The organism is Mesorhizobium sp. B2-6-2 (assembly GCF_006440615.1).
Classification (GTDB): Bacteria; Pseudomonadota; Alphaproteobacteria; order Rhizobiales; family Rhizobiaceae; genus Mesorhizobium.
In genome coordinates this window covers 330,703-349,265 of sequence record NZ_VFUG01000004.1, presented here as the reverse complement: position 1 = coordinate 349,265, position 18,563 = coordinate 330,703, and the positions used below count along the sequence as shown (strand labels likewise).

General features: G+C 65.0%; 17 protein-coding genes. 12 read left to right on the top strand and 5 right to left on the bottom strand.

Annotation, left to right across the window (positions count from 1 at the left end; translation table 11 throughout):
* The first annotated feature begins 20 nt into the window (after nucleotides 1-20).
* The 4 genes from FJ419_RS12175 (at nucleotide 21) to glcF (ending at nucleotide 5,816) form a co-directional block, all read left to right on the top strand.
* Nucleotides 21-1,343, top strand: a complete 1,323-nt coding sequence (locus tag FJ419_RS12175; protein WP_140692211.1) for a DUF3422 family protein — start codon at nucleotides 21-23, stop codon at nucleotides 1,341-1,343.
* Nucleotides 1,344-1,504: 161 nt separating this feature from the next.
* Nucleotides 1,505-3,001, top strand: a complete 1,497-nt coding sequence (locus FJ419_RS12170; protein WP_140692208.1) for an FAD-linked oxidase C-terminal domain-containing protein — start codon at nucleotides 1,505-1,507, stop codon at nucleotides 2,999-3,001.
* A gap of 234 nt (nucleotides 3,002-3,235) precedes the next feature.
* Nucleotides 3,236-4,459: a glycolate oxidase subunit GlcE gene (glcE, locus tag FJ419_RS12160; RefSeq protein ID WP_140692199.1), complete on the top strand. Its 1,224-nt coding sequence runs from the start codon at nucleotides 3,236-3,238 to the stop codon at nucleotides 4,457-4,459.
* Nucleotides 4,460-4,502: 43 nt separating this feature from the next.
* A complete protein-coding gene (gene glcF, locus FJ419_RS12155) occupies nucleotides 4,503-5,816 on the top strand; it encodes a glycolate oxidase subunit GlcF (RefSeq protein WP_140692195.1) in 1,314 nt (437 codons plus the stop codon).
* 149 nt (nucleotides 5,817-5,965) lie between these two features.
* Here glcF and FJ419_RS12150 read toward each other — a convergent pair whose 3' ends face one another.
* Both FJ419_RS12150 and FJ419_RS12145 read right to left on the bottom strand, forming a co-directional pair.
* A complete protein-coding gene (locus FJ419_RS12150) occupies nucleotides 5,966-6,886 on the bottom strand; it encodes a bifunctional 5,10-methylenetetrahydrofolate dehydrogenase/5,10-methenyltetrahydrofolate cyclohydrolase (protein WP_140692191.1) in 921 nt (306 codons plus the stop codon).
* 366 nt (nucleotides 6,887-7,252) lie between these two features.
* The gene (locus tag FJ419_RS12145; protein WP_140692187.1) at nucleotides 7,253-7,993 is read right to left on the bottom strand and encodes a L,D-transpeptidase; all 741 of its coding nucleotides are present in this window, start codon (nucleotides 7,991-7,993) and stop codon (nucleotides 7,253-7,255) included.
* 11 nt (nucleotides 7,994-8,004) lie between these two features.
* On the opposite strand from FJ419_RS12145, the gene FJ419_RS30755 reads away from it, so the two are divergent.
* Together FJ419_RS30755 and FJ419_RS12140 are read left to right on the top strand one after the other, a co-directional pair.
* The gene (locus FJ419_RS30755; RefSeq protein WP_181170679.1) at nucleotides 8,005-8,166 is read left to right on the top strand and encodes a hypothetical protein; all 162 of its coding nucleotides are present in this window, start codon (nucleotides 8,005-8,007) and stop codon (nucleotides 8,164-8,166) included.
* 40 nt (nucleotides 8,167-8,206) lie between these two features.
* Nucleotides 8,207-8,845 carry a DNA-3-methyladenine glycosylase I gene (locus FJ419_RS12140; RefSeq protein ID WP_140692182.1) on the top strand — a complete coding sequence of 213 codons (639 nt, stop codon included), beginning with the start codon at nucleotides 8,207-8,209 and terminating at the stop codon, nucleotides 8,843-8,845.
* A gap of 271 nt (nucleotides 8,846-9,116) precedes the next feature.
* On the opposite strand, the gene FJ419_RS12135 is transcribed toward FJ419_RS12140, so the two are convergent.
* Both FJ419_RS12135 and FJ419_RS12130 read right to left on the bottom strand, forming a co-directional pair.
* Nucleotides 9,117-9,500 (bottom strand): hypothetical protein, encoded by a 384-nt coding sequence (locus FJ419_RS12135; protein WP_140692177.1) that lies wholly within the window; start codon nucleotides 9,498-9,500, stop codon nucleotides 9,117-9,119.
* Between the two features lie 29 nt (nucleotides 9,501-9,529).
* Nucleotides 9,530-9,766: a hypothetical protein gene (locus FJ419_RS12130; RefSeq protein ID WP_140692172.1), complete on the bottom strand. Its 237-nt coding sequence runs from the start codon at nucleotides 9,764-9,766 to the stop codon at nucleotides 9,530-9,532.
* Nucleotides 9,767-10,091: 325 nt separating this feature from the next.
* Here FJ419_RS12130 and hisS point away from each other — a divergent pair, with 325 nt between their 5' ends.
* The 6 genes from hisS to FJ419_RS12095 all read left to right on the top strand — a co-directional run bounded on the left by hisS (nucleotide 10,092) and on the right by FJ419_RS12095 (nucleotide 17,495).
* Entirely contained in the window at nucleotides 10,092-11,654 is a 1,563-nt protein-coding gene (gene hisS, locus FJ419_RS12125; protein ID WP_140692478.1) for a histidine--tRNA ligase, read from the top strand.
* Between the two features lie 246 nt (nucleotides 11,655-11,900).
* Nucleotides 11,901-13,019, top strand: a complete 1,119-nt coding sequence (locus tag FJ419_RS12115) for an ATP phosphoribosyltransferase regulatory subunit (protein WP_140692166.1) — start codon at nucleotides 11,901-11,903, stop codon at nucleotides 13,017-13,019.
* Complete coding sequence (hisG, locus tag FJ419_RS12110; RefSeq protein ID WP_140692163.1) at nucleotides 13,016-13,714, top strand: ATP phosphoribosyltransferase; 699 nt, start codon at nucleotides 13,016-13,018, stop codon at nucleotides 13,712-13,714. Before FJ419_RS12115 ends, hisG begins: the two co-directional genes overlap by 4 nt.
* A gap of 199 nt (nucleotides 13,715-13,913) precedes the next feature.
* Complete coding sequence (locus FJ419_RS12105; RefSeq protein WP_140692160.1) at nucleotides 13,914-15,674, top strand: AMP-binding protein; 1,761 nt, start codon at nucleotides 13,914-13,916, stop codon at nucleotides 15,672-15,674.
* A gap of 10 nt (nucleotides 15,675-15,684) precedes the next feature.
* On the top strand, nucleotides 15,685-16,308 hold the full coding sequence (locus tag FJ419_RS12100) for a poly-gamma-glutamate hydrolase family protein (protein ID WP_140692157.1): 624 nt from the start codon (nucleotides 15,685-15,687) through the stop codon (nucleotides 16,306-16,308).
* Between the two features lie 104 nt (nucleotides 16,309-16,412).
* Nucleotides 16,413-17,495 carry a calcium:proton antiporter gene (locus FJ419_RS12095; protein WP_246679188.1) on the top strand — a complete coding sequence of 361 codons (1,083 nt, stop codon included), beginning with the start codon at nucleotides 16,413-16,415 and terminating at the stop codon, nucleotides 17,493-17,495.
* Between the two features lie 46 nt (nucleotides 17,496-17,541).
* Here FJ419_RS12095 and FJ419_RS12090 read toward each other — a convergent pair whose 3' ends face one another.
* Nucleotides 17,542-18,450: a hydrogen peroxide-inducible genes activator gene (locus FJ419_RS12090; RefSeq protein ID WP_140692149.1), complete on the bottom strand. Its 909-nt coding sequence runs from the start codon at nucleotides 18,448-18,450 to the stop codon at nucleotides 17,542-17,544.
* Nucleotides 18,451-18,563: the final 113 nt, after the last annotated feature.

The following is an 18,563-nucleotide window of genomic DNA, read 5'->3' as shown; positions in this document are numbered from 1 at the left end:
CGAAACCAGGGGGACCAACCGTGTCCGACGAGATGTCCAGTCTCGAATTCCAGCCGCGCGCCCAAGGCAGCGTGATGGGCTTTCCGGCGCATGAGGGACGGCCCGGCGCGCTGGGCGAGGTCCATGCCCGCCCGCATCCGCTGATCGAGAAGCCGCGCGTGCTCGTCCAGCTTTCCTTCATGACCGAGGGCGGCACCGCGGTCGATCACGCCGTGCTGTCGGAACTGTCGCGGCGGCTGGGCATCGCCGCGCCCGAGCGCAATGCCCGCCACCATGCGATGAAATGGGGCAAGGGCACGCTGCGCTGGGAGCGCCATACGGAATTCTCGACCTATCTCTGGGAAGGGCCGCTGGCCGAGAACGGCCGGGGGCAGGAGGATTCGCCCTTCGGCAATGGCTTCTCGCCACCCGGCACCGTGATTTCCGGCATCCGCCTGGAAATCCGCAAATGGACGCAGGCGAGCGAAAGGCTGATCGCCGGCTTCGACCCGACCAGCCTGTGCTATTCGCTGGTCGAGCGGGGCGCTGCCGCCATCATCACCGATTTCCGCCAGGATGGCGACGGCCTGACCCGCATGCTGGTGCTCGATCGCGGCCTGACGCCGGCCAGCACCGGCGCCCTGTCGCAGCGGCTGATCGACATCGAGACCTATCGGACGTTGGCCATGCTTGGCCTGCCGATGGCATTGACGCTGTCAGGCCGCGCCCGTCGCATCGAGGACCGCCTGGCGCAGACCACGCTGGAAATGAAGGCGGTCGAGACCCGCGACAGCCAGACCTTGCTCGCCGACCTCACCGAACTCGCCGCCGAGCTCGAGGCCGACGCCGCGTCCAGCCTCTATCGCTTCGGCGCCAGCCGCGCCTATGACGGCATCGTCACCGCGAGGCTGGAAGCGCTGGATGAGGAGCCGGTGCAAGGCTATGACACCTGGGCGGGCTTCCTGCTGCGGCGCATGGCGCCTGCCATGCGCACCTGCCGCTCGGTCGAGGAGCGCCAGGCCAACCTGTCGCGAAAACTCACCCGCGCCACGACGCTGCTGCGCACCTGGGTCGATGTCGATGTGGAGAAGCAGAACCGTGACCTGCTGGCCTCGATGAACAACCGCGCCCGGCTGCAACTACGCCTGCAGCAGACCGTCGAAGGCCTGTCGGTCGCCGCCGTGTCCTATTATGTCGTCGGCCTCATCGGCTATGTCGCCAAGGGCGCCTCGGTCTTCGGTCACGCTTTCGCGCCCGAAGTGGTCACCGCGGCCTCCGTGCCGGTCGCCATCCTGCTCGTCTGGTGGGGCGTGCGCCGGGTGCGGAAGATGCATTCCGAGCCGGCAAAGCATCCGGGCGAGTAGCGGACAACCATCTTCATGCGCGGGTCTGTCCGCAGCGGCAGATTGCCGCTGCGGAAGCTTGGCGTTACGCTTGCCGCCGCGTGTGACCAAAGCAGCATTTGCAACAAAAACGTCAGGCTGGTAAAAGATTTTGACCAGTCAAAAGCGGATGAGGCTGCCCGATGTCCGGCCTAGCCATGCCCAAGCCAGATGCCGGCACGATGCGCCGGCGCGCCGAGATCGTCGCCGACATGCGCATCATCGTGCCGGGCGAGGGCGTCGTCGACGCGGCCAATGAAATGCGCGCTTTCGAAAGCGACGGCCTGACCGCCTACCGGCAGCTGCCGCTGGTCGTGGTGCTGCCGCAAACGGTGGCGCAGGTCTCGCGCGTCCTGAAATACTGCAACGAGCGCAACATCCGCGTCGTGCCGCGCGGCTCCGGCACCTCGCTGTCCGGCGGCGCGCTGCCGCTCGAGGATGCGGTGCTGCTGGTGATGAGCCGCTTCAACCGCATTCTTCAAATCGACTATCCCAATCGCGTCGTCGTCGCCCAACCGGGCGTCACCAATCTCGGCATTACCACCGCCGTCGAGCAGGAGGGCTTTTACTATGCCCCCGATCCATCCTCCCAGATCGCCTGCTCGATCGGCGGCAATGTCGCGGAAAATTCCGGCGGCGTGCACTGCCTGAAATACGGGCTCACCGCCAACAATGTGCTGGGTATCGAGATGGTGCTGATGAACGGCGAGGTGGTGCGCCTCGGCGGCAGCCATCTCGATCAGGAAGGCTACGATCTGCTCGGCGTCATGACCGGTTCCGAGGGCCTGCTCGGCGTCGTCACCGAGGTCACCGTGCGCATATTGAAGAAGCCGGAGACGGCGCGCGCTCTCTTGATCGGCTTTCCGACCAGCGAACAGGGCGGCCAATGCGTCGCCGACATCATCGGAGCCGGCATCATCCCCGGCGGCATGGAGATGATGGATCGCCCGGCGATCCACGCGGCCGAGGATTTCGTCCATGCCGGCTATCCGCTCGACGTCGAGGCGCTGTTGATCGTCGAGCTCGACGGACCAAGCGTCGAGGTCGACCATCTGATCGGCCTCGTCGAGGCCATCGCCCATCGCAACGGCTCGACCACCTGCCGCATCTCGCAATCGGAGCAGGAGCGGCTGAGCTTGTGGGCCGGCCGCAAGGCGGCCTTCCCGGCGGTCGGCCGCATCTCGCCTGACTATTACTGCATGGACGGCACCATCCCGCGCAAGGAACTGCCGCGCGTGCTTGCCGGCATGCGCGATCTTTCGCAGAAATATGGGTTGGGCGTCGCCAATGTCTTCCACGCCGGAGACGGCAATCTGCACCCGCTGATCCTCTACGACGCCAACGTGCCGGGCGAGCTGGACAAGGCCGAGAGCTTCGGCGCCGACATTTTGCGGCTTTGCGTCCAGGTCGGCGGCGTCCTGACCGGCGAGCATGGGGTGGGCGTCGAGAAGCGCGACCTGATGCCGGAAATGTTCAACCAGATCGACCTCGACCAGCAGATGCGAGTGAAATGCGCCTTCGACCCCAACCACCTGCTCAACCCCGGCAAGGTGTTTCCACAGCTGCGCCGCTGTGCGGAGCTGGGAAGGATGCACGTGCATCGAGGGCAGGTGGCGTTTCCGGATATTCCGAGGTTTTGATGGGGGCAAATTTCGCATGACGGCGTTCCTTCGCCCCCCTCTCTGTCCTGCCGGACATCTCCCCCTCAAGGGGGGAGATCAGCTGTCATCGCGGCCTTCGCCAACCTTCGACGTCGCAAGTGAGGCGCGGCCGCAGAAGCTGCCAATCTCCCCCCTAGAGGGGGAGATGTCCGGCAGGACAGAGAGGGGGGCGAAGGAACTCGACATATCCCCGTTTAGGATGGCTTTGTAGCCATGACCAGCTTCGCCCCCTGCACTGCCGCCGAGGTCCTCTCTACCGTCCAGTGGGCGGCAGCGGAAGGCACGCCGCTCGAAATCCTCGGCCATGGCTCGAAGCGCGGCATCGGCCGCCCATTGCAGACCGAACACACGCTCGACCTCTCGCGCCTCACCGGCGTAACCCTCTACGAACCGGCCGAGCTCGTGCTCTCGGCCCGCGCCGGCACGCCACTCGCCGAGATCGAAAAATTGCTTGCCGAAAACGGCCAGCAATTCGCCTTCGAGCCGATGGACTACGGCCCTCTGCTCGGTAATGAACCGGGCAAGGGAACGATCGGCGGCGTGCTGGCTTCGAACCTGTCCGGCCCACGCCGCCTCAAGGCAGGTGCGGCGCGCGACCACATCCTTGGCGTCGCCGCCGTCTCCGGACGCGGCGAAGCCTTCAAGTCCGGCGGTCGCGTGGTCAAGAACGTCACCGGCTACGACCTCTCCAAGCTGATGGCCAACAGCTGGGGCACGCTCGCCGTGTTGACCGACGTCACCTTCAAGGTCCTGCCTGCCGCGGAAACGGAAGTCACCTTGGCCATACGCGGCCTGCTCGACGATGCCGCCGTAGCCGCCATGGCGCTGGCGCTTGGCTCCAGCGCCGAAGTGTCGAGCGCGGCGCATCTGCCGGAACGGGTCGCCGCGAAGGTCGCCGGCGGCAAGCATGGCAGCGATGCTGCCACGCTGTTGCGGGTCGAGGGATTTGGCCCGTCGGTCGTCTATCGCATCGAGGCGCTAAAGCGGCTGCTCGGCAAGGCCGGCCCGCTCGAGGAGATCGCCGGCGAGGCTTCCAAAACCATCTGGCTCGACATTCGCGATTGTCGGCCTTTCGCCGATGGCGGCGCGCGGCCGGTTTGGCGCGTCTCGATGGCGCCGTCCGAGGCGCATCACATGGTGATGGCGCTGCGCATGCAGGCTGCGGTCGATGCCTTCTACGACTGGCAGGGCGGCCTGGTGTGGCTGTCGATGCGCGAGGACGACCCGGAGGCCGATCTATTGCGCGGACTGATCCGCAAATATGGCGGCGGTGCGACGCTGGTGCGCGCATCCGCACCGCACCGCGCGGCGCTGCCGGTGTTCGAGCCGCAGCCGCCGCATCTTGCGGCGTTATCGGCGCGGCTCAAGGCCGAGTTCGATCCCAAGCAGATTCTCAACCCCGGCCGCATGGCTAAAGCAATTCCAGGAAAAGTGTGAAACGGTTTTCCGTCCGGAATTGCGTCTAAACAGAGCAAACGCAATGCAGACCAATTTCTCCGCCGCGCAGCTTGCCGACCCGCATGTCGCGGAATCGGAAAAGATCCTGCGCAAATGCGTGCATTGCGGCTTCTGCACCGCCACCTGCCCGACCTATGTGACGCTGGGCAACGAGCTCGATTCGCCGCGCGGCCGCATCTACCTCATCAAGGACATGCTGGAGAACGGCCGGCCGGCGGACAAGGAGATCGTCACCCATATCGACCGCTGCCTGTCCTGCCTCGCCTGCATGACGACCTGCCCGTCAGGCGTGAACTACATGCATCTGGTCGATCACGCCCGCGCCCATATCCAGCAGACCTACAAGCGTCCGCTGCTTGACCGGATGACGCGCGCCATGCTGGCCTTCGTGTTGCCTTATCCGAACCGCTTCCGCGCCGCGCTGAAGCTTGCCGGCCTCGGCCGGCCGTTCCTCGGCCTGTTCGAGAAATTGCCGGCGCTGAAGCCGGTCGCGGCCATGCTGAGGCTCGCGCCCGCGTCGATCCCCCCGGCATCGCCTATGGCTTCGCCCGGCACGCATGCCGGGAAAGGCGCGAGGCGTGGCCGCGTCGCCATCCTCACCGGCTGCGCACAGTCCGTGCTCGATCCGGCGATCAATGATACGACCATCTCCCTGCTGACTAGGCTTGGCGTCGAGGTGGTGGTGCCGCAAGGCGAGGGCTGCTGCGGGGCGCTCGTCCATCATATGGGCCGCGAGGGTCAGGCCCTTGCCTCGGCCAGGCAGAATGTCGACGCCTGGACGCGCGCCATCGAGCAGGGCGGGCTCGATGCCATCATCGTCACCGCCTCGGGCTGCGGCACCACGATCAAAGACTATGGTTTCATGCTGCGCCTCGATCCCGCCTATGCCGAAAAGGCGGCGCGCGTCTCGGCTCTGGCCAAGGACGTCACGGAATACCTCGCCGCTCTCGATTTGCCCGAGCCGGTGCGCAAGCCGGGCACGGTCGTCGCGTATCACTCCGCCTGCTCGATGCAGCATGGCCAGAAGATCACGCGCCAGCCGAAGGAGCTTCTGGCCAAGGCGGGCTTCGTCGTGCGCGAGCCGCGCGAAGGTCATCTGTGCTGCGGCTCCGCCGGCACCTACAACATCCTGCAGCCCGAGATTTCGGTTAGATTGCGCGACCGCAAGGTGAAAAACATCGAGGCGACGGGCGCTTCAGTCGTCGCCACCGGCAACATCGGCTGCATCACGCAGATCGCGTCCGCGGCGAAGCTGCCGGTGGTGCATACGATCAAGCTGCTCGACTGGGCCTATGGCGGCCCGAAGCCTGAGGGAGTGCTTGCGGCCGCAGAGTGATCCTCGTCGCCGGCGCCCTCATTCGGCCGCTTCGCGGCCACCTTCTCCCCGGTGAGGAGAAGAAGTTGGAGCCGCCGCTGACAGTCTCCTCTCCCCTTGGGGAGAGGTCGGCCGAGCGAAGCGGAGGCTGGGTGAGGGGGCGTGTCGGCCTATTCCGCCGCGAGCTGATCCGGCACGCCGTAGGTCGCGCGGTAGAGCGCGCGCTGGCGGTTGAGCGCCACCATGGTGTTGCGCAACAGGATCGCGACCGTGAGCGGGCCGACGCCGCCCGGCACCGGCGTGATCCAGGACGCCACTTCCTTGACGCTGTCGGTATCGACGTCGCCGACGATGCGGGTTTCGCCGTCGGGCCCGATCTCGGAATTGATGCCGATGTCGATGACGGCGGCTCCCGGCTTCACCATGTCGGCCTTGATCAGCCTGGGCTTGCCGACCGCGACGAACAGCGCATCGGCGCGCCGCGCATGGGCGGCCAGCGAGCGCGTCATGTGATGGCACACCGTTACCGTCGCGCCCTCGCTCATCAAAAGGAAGGCGATCGGCTTGCCGACGATCTCCGAATGGCCGACGACGACCACTTCGAGCCCCTTGAGCTCGAGGCCGGTCTCCTTCAGCAGTTCGACCGAGGCCGCCGCCGTGCAGGGCGCCAGGTCGAGCTGGTTATAGACGATGTTGCCGATCGAGGCCGGGTGCATGCCTTCGACGTCCTTCAGCGGATGCACCGCCGCCTGCAGCGTCTTGATCGGGATATGCGCCGGCACCGGCCGCTGGATGATGATGCCGGTGACGCGCGGGTCGGCATTGAGGCCGTGGATCGCGGCTTCCAGTTCGCCGGCGGTGATGTCGGCGGAAAAGCGCCGCTCCTCGAAGGAGATGCCGGCAAGGGCTGCCTTGGCGCGCTGGTTGCGCACATAGACATCGACCGCTGCGGTATCGCCCACGGTGATCGAGACAAGCTTCGGCGGAAAACCTTCGGCCGTGGCGATCGCAGCGTCGTCGCGCACCGAAGCGATGATGCGCTGGGCGACTGGGCCGCCTTTCAGGTAGCGGCTGTCGTCGGTCCGGGTCATGGCTGGCACCTCTGCCTTCTGGAGCAATTCCGAGGACAAGCGCAACAGCGGCTTTCTGTCTGGAATTGCGCAACAATTGAGATTTTGTGCACTGCAATAGCAGAGGAGCGCCGCGAAATCAGCCCCGAAAGCGAAACCGCCTGCTTTGCGGGCAACTTGCGGCGTCATGCATCAAAAAAACAAAAAACGAAAAAGGCAGCGCGGTTTCCCTGCGCTGCCTTTTCGCGACTGGCCGTATCCCCACACGGCCCGTCCCCCGTAAACCCTTCACCGGTTAAAGCACATCCCACAGGATAGCACTATGACTTGGCTGCAACAGCATCAGACAAAAAGTGCTGCGCCGTCTAACTGGCTGATTCGCTATGACTATATCACCTCGACCGTGGTTCCGACATTCACGCGCTCGTAGAGGTCGACGACATCTTCGTTGCGCATGCGGATGCAGCCGGAAGACACTGCGCCGCCGATCGTCCAGGGCTGGTTGGTGCCGTGGATGCGGTATTCGGTGGTGCCGAGATAGAGCGCGCGCGCGCCGAGCGGGTTCTCGATGCCGCCGGCAAGATAGGTCGGCAGGTAACGGCCCTTGGCCGCCTCGCGCTTGATCATCTCCGCCGGCGGGCGCCATTCCGGCCAGACCTTCTTGTCGGTGATCTTGTGGGTGCCCGACCATTCGAAGCCGGGCTTGCCGGTGCCGACGCCGTAGCGCCGCGCCTTGCCGTTCTTTTCGACCAGGAAGAGGAAGTTCTGGTGCGTATCGATGACGATGGTGCCCGGCTTCGCAGGGCCGTCATAGGCGACTTCCTGCGGCAGGTAGACCGGATTGATCTGCGGCCGCATCACCATGCGCTTGGCCGGCTGCTGCACGGCCGCCGTGCGCTGCTGGTCGGGCTGCGCCTGGAAGAGGCGCCTCAGCGGCGGCTGCGCTGCCTGCCGCGTCGGGCGCACGATGCCCGGCGCTTGGCCGAGCTGCAGCACCCAGGGCGCCGAAAGGTCGGGGCTCACCATCACCGGCGGCCGGTCGGCATAGCGGTCATTGGCAAGGGAAGTCGTGGCGCCGGCGGCAAGAACCGCTGCGGCACCTAGCAGGGAACAAAACGCTGTCTTCATGGGAACGCACCTTGATCGAACTCATCCGGGGCGGCGAGCGCGCCCTCGGTTTCGCGATCCTTGGCGTGGAGCGGCAAGCAAAACATGAATCGGAATGCGTAAAATGCCGCTTTGTCAGTAAACCTTTTGGTGTGGTTACCGGCCGGTTCAGGAATCTGGTAAAGCCACGGTAAAAGCGGCGCTGAAGCGCATTAACAAATGGATCTGCTGACGATGGCGACTGGAAATGCCGGCATTCTCGATGGCCCCGACGGCAGGGCGCGCTGCTTCTGGCACGGCAATCTGCCGGACTATCTTCATTACCATGACCATGAATGGGGCCGGCCGGTAACGGACGATCGCCGGCTGTTCGAGAAGATCTGCCTCGAGGGCTTCCAATCGGGCTTGTCGTGGCTGACCATCCTGCGCAAGCGCGAGAATTTCCGCGGGGCCTTCGCCGGTTTCGACTTCGACAAGGTGGCGGCGTTCACCGACGCTGATGTCGAGCGCCTGCTCGGCAATGCCGGCATCATCCGCCATCGCGGCAAGATCGTTTCGACCATCAACAACGCCAAACGCGCCCGCGAGATGGTGGACGAGTTCGGCTCGCTGGCCGCCTGGTTCTGGAAGTTCGAGCCGGGTCCGGGCGAGCGGCCAGAAATCGTCGACCTGGCGCATCTGCGCGCCAACCCGACGACGGCGGTGTCGGTCAGGATATCCAAGGAATTGAAGAAGCGCGGCTGGAGCTTTGTCGGCCCGACCACGGTCTACGCCTTCATGCAGGCGATGGGCCTGGTCAACGACCATCTCGAAGGCTGCTACTGCCGGGCAGAGGTGGAGAAAGAGCGTAAGAAGCTGAAGCGGCCGAAGTAGAGCACTCTTTCCCTTCTCCCCTTGTGGGAGAAGGTGGCCGCGAAGCGGCCGGATGAGGGGTGTTCCAGCTTGACACCGCCGGAGGAGACGGCAAGATTGCCAGCGTCTCACTTCGCTGGAGCACCCCTCATCCGTCTCGGCGCTAACGCGCCGATCCACCACCCGGCCCTTCGCAGGCTCAGGGCGTTCGAAGCTCGAAAAGCCAAGCAATTGGCTTTTCGTCCGCTGACGCGGACCACTTCTCACCCCACAGGGGGAGAAGGAGAAGAGGCTACTTCTCGAACCGGCCCTTATGGCCGCTGCCGTTGATGTCCCAGACCAGGCTGGAGCCGGACACCGTCAGCACCAGTCCGCTGAAGCCGCTGTCGTCGGGCGTGTGATGCGTGGAGGCGGAGCTGCGGCCTGCCGGGATGACCTCGACAGTCGAGCCCTTCCGCACCCAGCAGCCCTTGCCGTACTGGTCGTTGGCGCCGTAGGCGAGCGCGAATTCGAAGCTGCCGTCTTTCTTCAAAAGCAGCTCTGAACCGACTTCCATGACGCCGTTCAGGTAATAATGGCCGGCAAGACGGGCATCGCCCGGCTGGCAGGCATTGGCCGCGACGGGCGTGCCAAGGACAAGCGCGCCGGCAAGCGCGCACGCAAATCGCAAGTACATGATGATCCCCCCGATCGTTGAGTGAAAAGTCAGACGCTGCCGGCGCCGGCCAGGAACAGCCCGGCAATGATTGCCGCCACCGCTGCGAAGGCCGGGTAGATCACCAGCAGCCCGGTCACCAGCGCGTCGCGAACGGTCGGCTTGCGCGCCTCGGCCGCGATCTCGAACGGCCCGGCCGGCTGCTGAGCCGGCTTGGGGGCGAAGTTGCCGGCAGGCCGCAGCCTGGCCGATGTGCCGCTCTCGATAATCTCGTTAGCCGTCGTCATGGCCCCGAACCCCTTGTTTCTGCGTGCCTTATGGTCGCCGATTGTGTCGGCAGCATGCCGCGCCGAGGGCGGAATTGTTTCGTTTTTCGCGTGGTTTGTTTCAGTTTTTCCTTCTCCCCTTGTGGGAGAAGGTGGCCGCGAAGCGGCCGGATGAGCGGTGTTCCAGGGAAAGCCACCGTCTCACTCCGCTGGAACACCCCATCCGTCTCCGCGCTATCGCGCCGATCCGCCTTCTCCCGCTCGGGGAAGGAGAGGCGCTAACCCTTGCCGCTCCAAGCGGCATCGTTTAGGAAACGCGCGCCCATTGACCAGAAAGACCGATCCCATGGCCGACAAATCGGAAAAGACGAAAGCGCGGCTGCCGCGCGGGTTTGCCGACCGCAGCGCCGGGGACATCCGCGCCGTCGAGAAGATGATGGCGACCATCCGCTCGGTCTATGAGCTCTACGGTTTCGAGCCGGCTGACCAGCCGATGATCGAATACACCGATGCTTTGGGAAAATTCCTGCCCGACCAGGACCGGCCGAATGAAGGCGTGTTCTCCTTCCAGGATGACGACGACCAGTGGCTGTCGCTGCGCTACGACCTGACCGCGCCGACGGCCCGTTTCGTCGCCGAGAATTACGACAGGCTGCCGAAACCCTATCGCAGCTACCGCTCCGGCTGGGTGTTCCGCAACGAGAAGCCCGGCCCCGGCCGCTTCCGCCAGTTCATGCAGTTCGACGCTGACACGATCGGCACGCCGGGTGTCGCCGCCGACGCCGAGATGGCGATGATGATGGCTGATGTGATGGAAGCGCTCGGCATCAAGCGCGGCGACTACATTATCCGGGTCAACAACCGCAAAGTGCTAGATGGGGTGCTGGAGGCGATCGGGCTTGGCGGCGAGGGAAATGCCGGCCGCCGGCTGACGGTGCTGCGGGCGATCGACAAGCTCGACAAAGTTGGCGCCGACGGCGTGCGCTATCTTCTAGGCAAGGGGCGTCTGGACGAGAGCGGCGATTTCACCAAGGGCGCAGGCCTAGATGAGGCTGAGGGCAATCTGGTCCTTGCCATTGTGCATGCAACGGTCGCAGTCGAAGGAAAGGCCGGAGATGGCGAAGCGCACGGAGAGGGGGCTGCTTTCACGCCGGACCCTCGGTTTCCCTTCAATCAGCTGTTTAGCCGCACGGGCAACATCGCCTTTGCCGAAGGCATAGCAGAGTTAGCTCAGATCAAACGGCTCGTGCTTGCTGCCGGCTATGGTCCCGAGCGCATCCGCATCGACCCCTCCGTTGTGCGCGGGCTCGAATACTACACCGGCCCGGTCTTCGAGGCCGAGCTGCTGGCCGAGATCCCAAACGAGGACGGCCAGATCGTGCGCTTCGGCTCGGTCGGCGGCGGCGGGCGCTATGACGGGCTGGTCTCGCGTTTCCGCGGCGAGCCGGTGCCGGCGACCGGATTCTCCATCGGCGTCTCGCGGCTGATGACGGCGCTCAAGAACCTCGGCAAGCTCGACATCTCCGATGTCGTCGCGCCGGTCGTGGTGCTGGTCATGGACAAGGATACGGAAAGCCTCGGCCGCTATCAGAAGATGGTCGCCGAGCTGCGCGCCGCCGGCATCCGCTCCGAAATGTATCTCGGCGGCGCCGGCATGAAGGCGCAGCTGAAATACGCCGATCGCCGCGGCAGCCCAGTCGCCATCATCCAGGGCGGCGACGAGCGCGCCAAAGGCGAGGTGCAGATCAAGGACCTGATCGAAGGCGCGCGCCTGTCGGCCGAGATCGCCGACAATGCCGAATGGCGCGCGGCACGGCCGGCGCAGGTGACCGTGGCGGAGAGCGAGCTGGTTGCCGAGGTGAAGAAGATTCTCGCGGCGCAGGCGGAGGAGCGCGCACGTGGAAGGTAGAGGTCGCGTTCCTTCGCGCCCCCCTCTGTCCTGCCGGACATCTCCCCCACAAGGGGGGAGATTGGCAGCTCGGGCGCCGCGCTTCTTCCTGCAACGTTCAAAATTGGCGAAAGCCGGCGCGGCATCTGATCTCCCCCCTTGTGGGGGAGATGTCCGGCAGGACAGAGGGGGGCGCCGTAGAGCGTCGACCTTAGGTCGTAGGCCCCCTGATTTGGGATCAGGGGGTCGCGGAATGGAGTGGGCAACTTGACCACCCGTCCCGCCATCGCCGCCGACATCGTCGAACTTTTCGCCACCCGCGACACCTACGCCGTGGAAGTCGCCGTGCTGCAGCCTGCCGACCCGTTCCTCGACATGGCCGGCGAGGATCTGCGCCGGCGCATCTTCCTCACCGAGAGCGAGACCGGCAAGACGCTGTGCCTGCGGCCCGAATTCACCATTCCGGTCTGCCTCGACCACATCGCCAGCCAGGCCGGCACGCCGCGCCGCTATTCCTATCTGGGCGAGGTGTTCCGCCAGCGCCGCGACGGCGGCAACGAGTTTTTCCAGGCCGGCATCGAGGATCTCGGCGACCGCGACACCGCCGCCGCCGATGCCCGTTCGCTGGCCGACGCGCATGCGCTGCTGTCGCTGGTGCTGCCCGGCCGGAAGCTCGCCATCACGCTTGGCGACCAGACCCTGTTCGAGGCGGTGCTGGCGGCGCTCGGCCTGCCGCGCGGTTGGCGCATGCGCCTTGCACGCGCCTTCGGCTCGGCGCCGATGCTGGAGGCCGCCCTTGCCGATCTCGCCAACCCGCCGCGCAACAGCCAGCTCTCCGGTCCGGTCGCGCTGCTGGTGCTCGACGGCGATGCGGAAGGCCTTGCCGCGCACATTGCCGACGGCATGGAGGAAGCCGGGCTGTCGGCTTCCGGCGGCCGCGCCCCGGCCGACATTGCGCGCCGGCTGATCGAGAAAGCGCAGCTGCGCAGCGTACGGCTGTCCGACGAGGCGTTTTCGGCGTTGAAAGGGTTTCTCGAGATCGACGTCGCGCTCAGCGACGCGACCGCGGCGCTGGAAAAATTCGCCGCCGATGCCGGCCTGTCGCTGGGACCAGCGCTGGAGAACTTCGCCGCCCGCGCCAAGGCGATCGAGGCGCATGGGCTGTCGGCGGCGCAAATCCGCTATGACGCCGCGTTCGGCCGCCCGCTCGACTACTACACCGGCCTCGTCTTCGAGATCGCGGCGGCGGATGGCGATCGCCCGCTGGTCGGCGGCGGCCGCTACGATCGGCTGCTGACGCTGCTGGGAGCAAAAAAGCCAATCCCCGGCGTCGGCTTCTCGGTCTGGCTCGACCGCATCGAAGCCTTGCGCGAGAACGCCAAATGATCACGCTGGCGATCCCCTCGAAAGGCCGTCTCAAGGAGCAGTCGCTCGAAGTGCTGGCCAAGGCCGGCCTGGCCGTCACTCTGCCTGAGGACGACCGTAAATACCGCGCCCGCGTCGACGGTCTCGACAATGTCGAGGTGGCTTTTCTGTCCGCATCCGAGATCGCCGGCGAGATCGGCCAGGGCGCGGTCGATCTCGGCATCACCGGCGAGGACCTTTTGCGCGAGAACCTCGCCGACTGGGAAGCGCGCGCCGAGATCGTCGCCCGCCTCGGCTTCGGCCATGCCGATGTCGTGGTCGCGGTGCCCGACATCTGGCTGGACGTCGACAGCATGGCCGATCTCGACGATGTTGCCGCCGATTTCCGCCAGCGCCATGGCCGGCGCTTGCGCATCGCCACCAAATACTGGCGGCTGACGCAGCAGTTCTTTTCGCTCAAGCACGGCATCCAGGTCTATCGCATCGTCGAAAGCCTCGGCGCCACCGAAGGCGCGCCGGCCGCCGGGCTGGCAGATGTCATCGTCGACATCACCACCACCGGCTCGACGCTGCGCGCCAACCACCTCAAGGTGCTGGGCGACGGTACGATCCTGAAGTCGCAGGCCTGTCTGGTCGCTTCGAAGAAGCAGCGCGATGCGGTCGACAAAGCGATCTTGCGCGACATCGCCGCGAAGATGTCAGCAATAGCGGGATAGCGTCGGCGCTGCCCCTCATCCGGCCGCTTCGCGGCCACCTTCTCCCCGCCGGGAAGAAGAGATTGGCGCCGACGCCGACAATCTCCTCTCCCCGCCGGGGAGAGGTCAGCCGAGCGAAGCGGAAGCTGGGGCAGTACCTTCGGCGGGTTTCCTCTGCCCCGACAGGCTGATAGGCTGGCCAATCCGGGAGGAGACGGCGATGGCGATCAAACTCGACGAGCTCATGAACGCCACCAATCTGCGCAAGACGCGCAACAGCTTCGTTGCTCCGGTTGGCGGCAAGGCGCATGTGTCGGGCGACCGGTCGGTGCCGCTGCTCGACAAGACCATTCCGGAATTGTTTTCCGATACGGTGAGCAGATACGCCACGCTCGACGCCGCCGTCTTCGTCGGCCAGGACAAGCGTTTCACCTGGAGCGAACTGTCGGACGCGGTCGACGCCTTGGCCGCCGGTTTCCTGGCGCTTGGCCTCGAAAAAGGCGACCGCGTCGGCATCTGGTCGCCGAACCGATGGGAATGGCTGGTGACGCAGTTCGCCACCGCGCGCATCGGCCTGATCCTGGTCAACATCAACCCGGCCTACCGGCTGACCGAGCTCGAATACGCATTGAACAAAGTCAGCTGCAAGGCATTGGTCACCGCCGCGCAGTTCAAGACCTCCGACTATCTCGGCATGATCGAGACATTGGCGCCGGAGATCGCCAAGGCGGAGCCCGGCAAGCTCAAGGCCAAGAAACTGCCGGCGCTGGAAACAGTCATCCGGATGGGCGACGACAACTCGCCCGGCATGTTCAATTTCGGCGACGTGCTCGCGATGGCCGGTCGCGACGAGCATGACAGCCTCGACCGCATCTCCGAAGGGCTGAAGCCCGGCGAGGCCATCAACATCCAGTTCACCTCAGGCACGACCGGCGCGCCGAAAGGCGCGACGCTGACGCATTCCAACATCGTCAACAACGGCAATTTCGTCACCTCGGCCATAAAACTCACCACCGAAGACCGGCTCTGTATTCCGGTGCCGCTCTATCACTGCTTCGGCATGTCGATGGGCACGATGGGCTGCGTGTCGAAAGGCGCGACAATGGTCTTCCCGGGCGAAGGCTTCGATGCCGGCTCGACGCTGAAAGCGGTGGCGCAGGAGCGCTGCACCGGTCTCTATGGCGTGCCGACCATGTTCGTCGCCATGCTCGACCATGCGGATTTTTCGAGCTTCGATCTCTCCAGCCCACGCACCGGCATCATGGCCGGCTCGCCATGCCCGATCGAAGTGATGAAGAAGGTGGTGTCGCTGATGCACATGAGCCAGGTTACCATCGCCTATGGCATGACGGAGACCAGTCCCGTCTCCTTCCAGAGCAGCGTCGACGATCCGCTGGAAAAGCGCGTCTCAACCGTCGGCCGCATCCACCCGCATGTCGAGGTCAAGGCGATCGACGCCGACGGCGGCACCGTCGCGGTCGGCGAGCCGGGCGAGCTCTGCACGCGTGGCTATTCTGTGATGAAGGGCTATTGGGACGACGCCGAAAAGACCCGCGAGGCGATCGACGTCGACGGCTGGATGCATACCGGCGACCTCGCCACGATCGATGCCGAGGGCTACTGCAACATCGTTGGCCGGGTGAAGGACATGGTCATCCGCGGCGGCGAGAACGTCTATCCGCGCGAGGTCGAGGAATTCCTCTATCGCCATCCCAAGGTCAAGGAAGTGCAGGTCTTCGGCATCCCGGACGACAAATATGGCGAGGAGCTCTGCGCCTGGATCGTGCTGAAGCCCGGCCAGATCGCCACCGCCGAGGAGATCAAGGCCTTCTGCGCCGGCCAGATCGCGCATTACAAGGTGCCGCGCTACATCCGCTTCCGCGCGGAGCTGCCGATGACGGTGACCGGCAAGCCGCAGAAGTTCCTGATGCGCGAGGCGATGGTGGAGGAGCTCGGGCTGGTGGCGCAGAAGACGGCGTGAAACGGCATTTATGGACAACGAGTTTCCAAATTTCGCGGCGCTGAGAGCCGCCAAAATTGAAAACGTGGATTATCGGATCGTCGTCCGGCGCGGCGCGCGAACCGGAAGTGCCATCGTCATGGCCCCGCATGGCGGCAAGATCGAGCCCCGCACCTCCCTGATTGCCGAGACGATAGCAGGGGGCGATCTCGATATGTATTGCTTTGAAGGGCTCATGCCCGAAAGCAACCGGGAGCTGCACATAACGTCCAGGAACTTTGATGAGGAGTCCGCGCTCGAACTGTTGCGGACGAAGTCTACCGTCGTCGCCGTCCACGGCCGTCAGGATCGCGACGATCCCTCGACAGTCTACCTGGGCGGCAAGGACGCCGGTCTGGTTTCAGAGATAGCCGGGCGTCTGCAGGAGGCCGGCTTCCAAACAAAAAGAGACAACCATCCCTTTCCCGGTATCCAGGATTCCAACATCGTCAACCGCGGGCTGATGGGGAAGGGAGCGCAGCTGGAAGTGCCCTTCTCGCTGCGCCGCCGACTGGGAACCGAGCCGGAGCTTCTGGAAAAATTCTGCACGGCGGTTCGCAACGCCATCGAGACATTCGACGCCATAAACGGCGCCCGGTCTCCAATCATGTTTTGAATGCTGCGAGGATGCCCGTGACAGGTGCTCCCCACGCGCTTTTCCGCTAAGTTCGTGTAAACGCCTGGCGTTCGGGGGCTTCGATGACTGGTTACGCGCGATCGATGACGTCCTACGCGATGCCGTTGGCCGCGCTGGCGATGGCTGTCGCGGTCAGGGCCAGCGGCCTTTCGGTCGACGAAGGGTCGCTGAATACCAGGATCCTCGTCGGAGCGCTGTCGAGCGCCATCATGTTCACCACCATTTTCGTCGTGCTCGACCACGCCGAGGCAGTCGCCTTGCGCGTCGGCGAGCCCTATGGAACTTTGGTGCTGACTTTTGCGGTGACAGCAATTGAAGTGTCGATCATCGTCTCCATGATGCTGCATGGAGAAAACAACCCGACGCTGGCGCGCGAGTCCGTTTTCTCGACGGTGATGATCACTTCCACCGGCGTCGTCGGCATCTGTCTCACGCTTGGCGGCTGGCGCTATCGCAAGCAGGCGATCCTCCGGCAAGGCACCAGCGCATACCTGTCGGTTCTGATCGCGTTGACCGTGATGACGCTTATTCTTCCGACCTACACCCAAACCACGGATCCCGGCACGTTTTCGGCGGCTCAGCTTGGTTTTGTCAGCGTCCTTTCGGTGCTGCTCTATGCGAGCTTCGTGTTCGCCCAGACCGTCCGGCACCGGGAGGACTTCGTCCAGGGACAGGTGCACGACGCACCGACGCGAACTGCCCCCCACGGAAGCATCTCCGTCAGCGCGCTCCTGCTGCTGAGCGGGCTCATCGGCATCGTCCTGCTCGCCGAGCAGGTCGCCGCGAGCGTGGAGGATGCGCTCGCCGCCTATAAGGTGACCCGGGCCGACAGCATCGTAGGGGCAATGATCGCGGCACTGGTTTTGATGCCGGAGGCCATCTCGGCGATCCGCGCCTCCTTCAGAAATGAGCTGCAGCGCAGCCTGAACGTCGCGATGGGCTCGGCCTGCGCCACGATCGGTTTGACGATACCGGCGGTCGCGGCGGCCAGCCTGCTGACGGGCAGGGGCCTGACCTTGGGGCTCCCGGCGTCCGATGCCGTGCTTCTGGTGCTGGCGCTTTTCATATGCAGCGTCAGCTTCAGCACCGAAAGAACGACGTTCCTGACCGGCATGGTGCACGTCGTGGTGTTTTTCACCTATGTGTTCCTGATCTTTGTGCCGTGAAGTGCCGGTCGGCGGGCGCAGGGATGGAGATGCGTCGAAGCGCGCTTCACACCCCCAGCACCGCACGGTCCAGCCCGCGTATGATGCGCGCCAGCTCCACGCATTCGTCCTGGCGCACCTTGTTCTTCCGCCAGGCCATGCAGATCATGCGCTGCGGCATCGGCTCCTGGAACGGCACGATCCTCAGATCCGGCATGACGCCGGCAGCACTTGCCGCCATTTCCGGCACCAGCGTGACGCCCAGCCCATGCGCCACCATCTGCAGCAGCGTCGTCAGGCTGGTCGCGCCGTAGCTTGCCATCGCCACCGGCCGCACATTGCCGCAGACGGCCAGCGCCTGCTCGCGCAGGCAGTGGCCTTCCTCCAGAAGCATCAGCCGCTCCAGCGCCGGGCTTTCGGGCGGCACCGGCGGCGAGGCGAAGGCCGGATCGCCGGCGGGTACGGCGAGGAAGAAGCGGTCGGGGAAAAGCCCTTCGGTGACGATCGCCGGCTGATCGAGCGGCAAGGCCGCGATGAAGGCGTCCAGCCGGCCGGTGGCCGCGTCCTCGACCAGCGACGCGGTCACCGCCTCGCGCAGTTCGAGCTGCAGGGCAGGATAGTGCTTTTTCAGCTCCGGGAGCACATGCGGCAGGAGATAGGGCGCGACCGTCGGGATGATGCCCAGCCGGAAGCGTCCTTCCATGGCCGGGCGGCCGCGCCGGGCAGTCGTCTCGACGTCACGTATGTCGGCCAGAATGCGCTCGATACGCGGCTGCAGGGCAAGCGCCTCGTCGGTCATGCGCACCGTCTTGCCGCCGCGCTCGAACAACAGGCAGTTCAGTCGCTCTTCCATCTCGGCGATCTGCGCGGAAAGGGCCGGCTGGCTGACGCCGGCAAGTTTCGCGGCGCGGCCGAAATGCAGCGTCTGCGCCAGCGCGTCGAAATAATGCATTTGCCGGACGGTGAGGCCAATCATAAGAAAATCCTATCAAACGAAACAGGAAAGGCAATTTGTCTTTATCGGCAGGCCGGCCTAGTCTGGAATCATTCCAGGTTGGCGCGGCCAGTGGCTGCCCCCGAAAATTTCGG

Bases quoted from the DNA above. Each gene is read 5' to 3' on its own strand.
- FJ419_RS12095 (WP_246679188.1), top strand. From the start codon at position 16,413: ATGACGTCCTACGCGATGCCGTTGGCCGCGCTGGCGATGGCTGTCGCG.
- FJ419_RS12150 (WP_140692191.1), bottom strand. From the start codon at position 6,886: ATGACCCGGACCGACGACAGCCGCTACCTGAAAGGCGGCCCAGTCGCC.
- FJ419_RS12090 (WP_140692149.1), bottom strand. From the start codon at position 18,450: ATGATTGGCCTCACCGTCCGGCAAATGCATTATTTCGACGCGCTGGCG.
- glcE (WP_140692199.1), top strand. From the start codon at position 3,236: ATGACCAGCTTCGCCCCCTGCACTGCCGCCGAGGTCCTCTCTACCGTC.
- FJ419_RS12100 (WP_140692157.1), top strand. From the start codon at position 15,685: ATGGACAACGAGTTTCCAAATTTCGCGGCGCTGAGAGCCGCCAAAATT.
- FJ419_RS12140 (WP_140692182.1), top strand. From the start codon at position 8,207: ATGGCGACTGGAAATGCCGGCATTCTCGATGGCCCCGACGGCAGGGCG.
- hisG (WP_140692163.1), top strand. From the start codon at position 13,016: ATGATCACGCTGGCGATCCCCTCGAAAGGCCGTCTCAAGGAGCAGTCG.
- FJ419_RS12130 (WP_140692172.1), bottom strand. From the start codon at position 9,766: ATGACGACGGCTAACGAGATTATCGAGAGCGGCACATCGGCCAGGCTG.
- hisS (WP_140692478.1), top strand. From the start codon at position 10,092: ATGGCCGACAAATCGGAAAAGACGAAAGCGCGGCTGCCGCGCGGGTTT.
- glcF (WP_140692195.1), top strand. From the start codon at position 4,503: ATGCAGACCAATTTCTCCGCCGCGCAGCTTGCCGACCCGCATGTCGCG.
- FJ419_RS12170 (WP_140692208.1), top strand. From the start codon at position 1,505: ATGTCCGGCCTAGCCATGCCCAAGCCAGATGCCGGCACGATGCGCCGG.
- FJ419_RS12135 (WP_140692177.1), bottom strand. From the start codon at position 9,500: ATGTACTTGCGATTTGCGTGCGCGCTTGCCGGCGCGCTTGTCCTTGGC.
- FJ419_RS12105 (WP_140692160.1), top strand. From the start codon at position 13,914: ATGGCGATCAAACTCGACGAGCTCATGAACGCCACCAATCTGCGCAAG.
- FJ419_RS12145 (WP_140692187.1), bottom strand. From the start codon at position 7,993: ATGAAGACAGCGTTTTGTTCCCTGCTAGGTGCCGCAGCGGTTCTTGCC.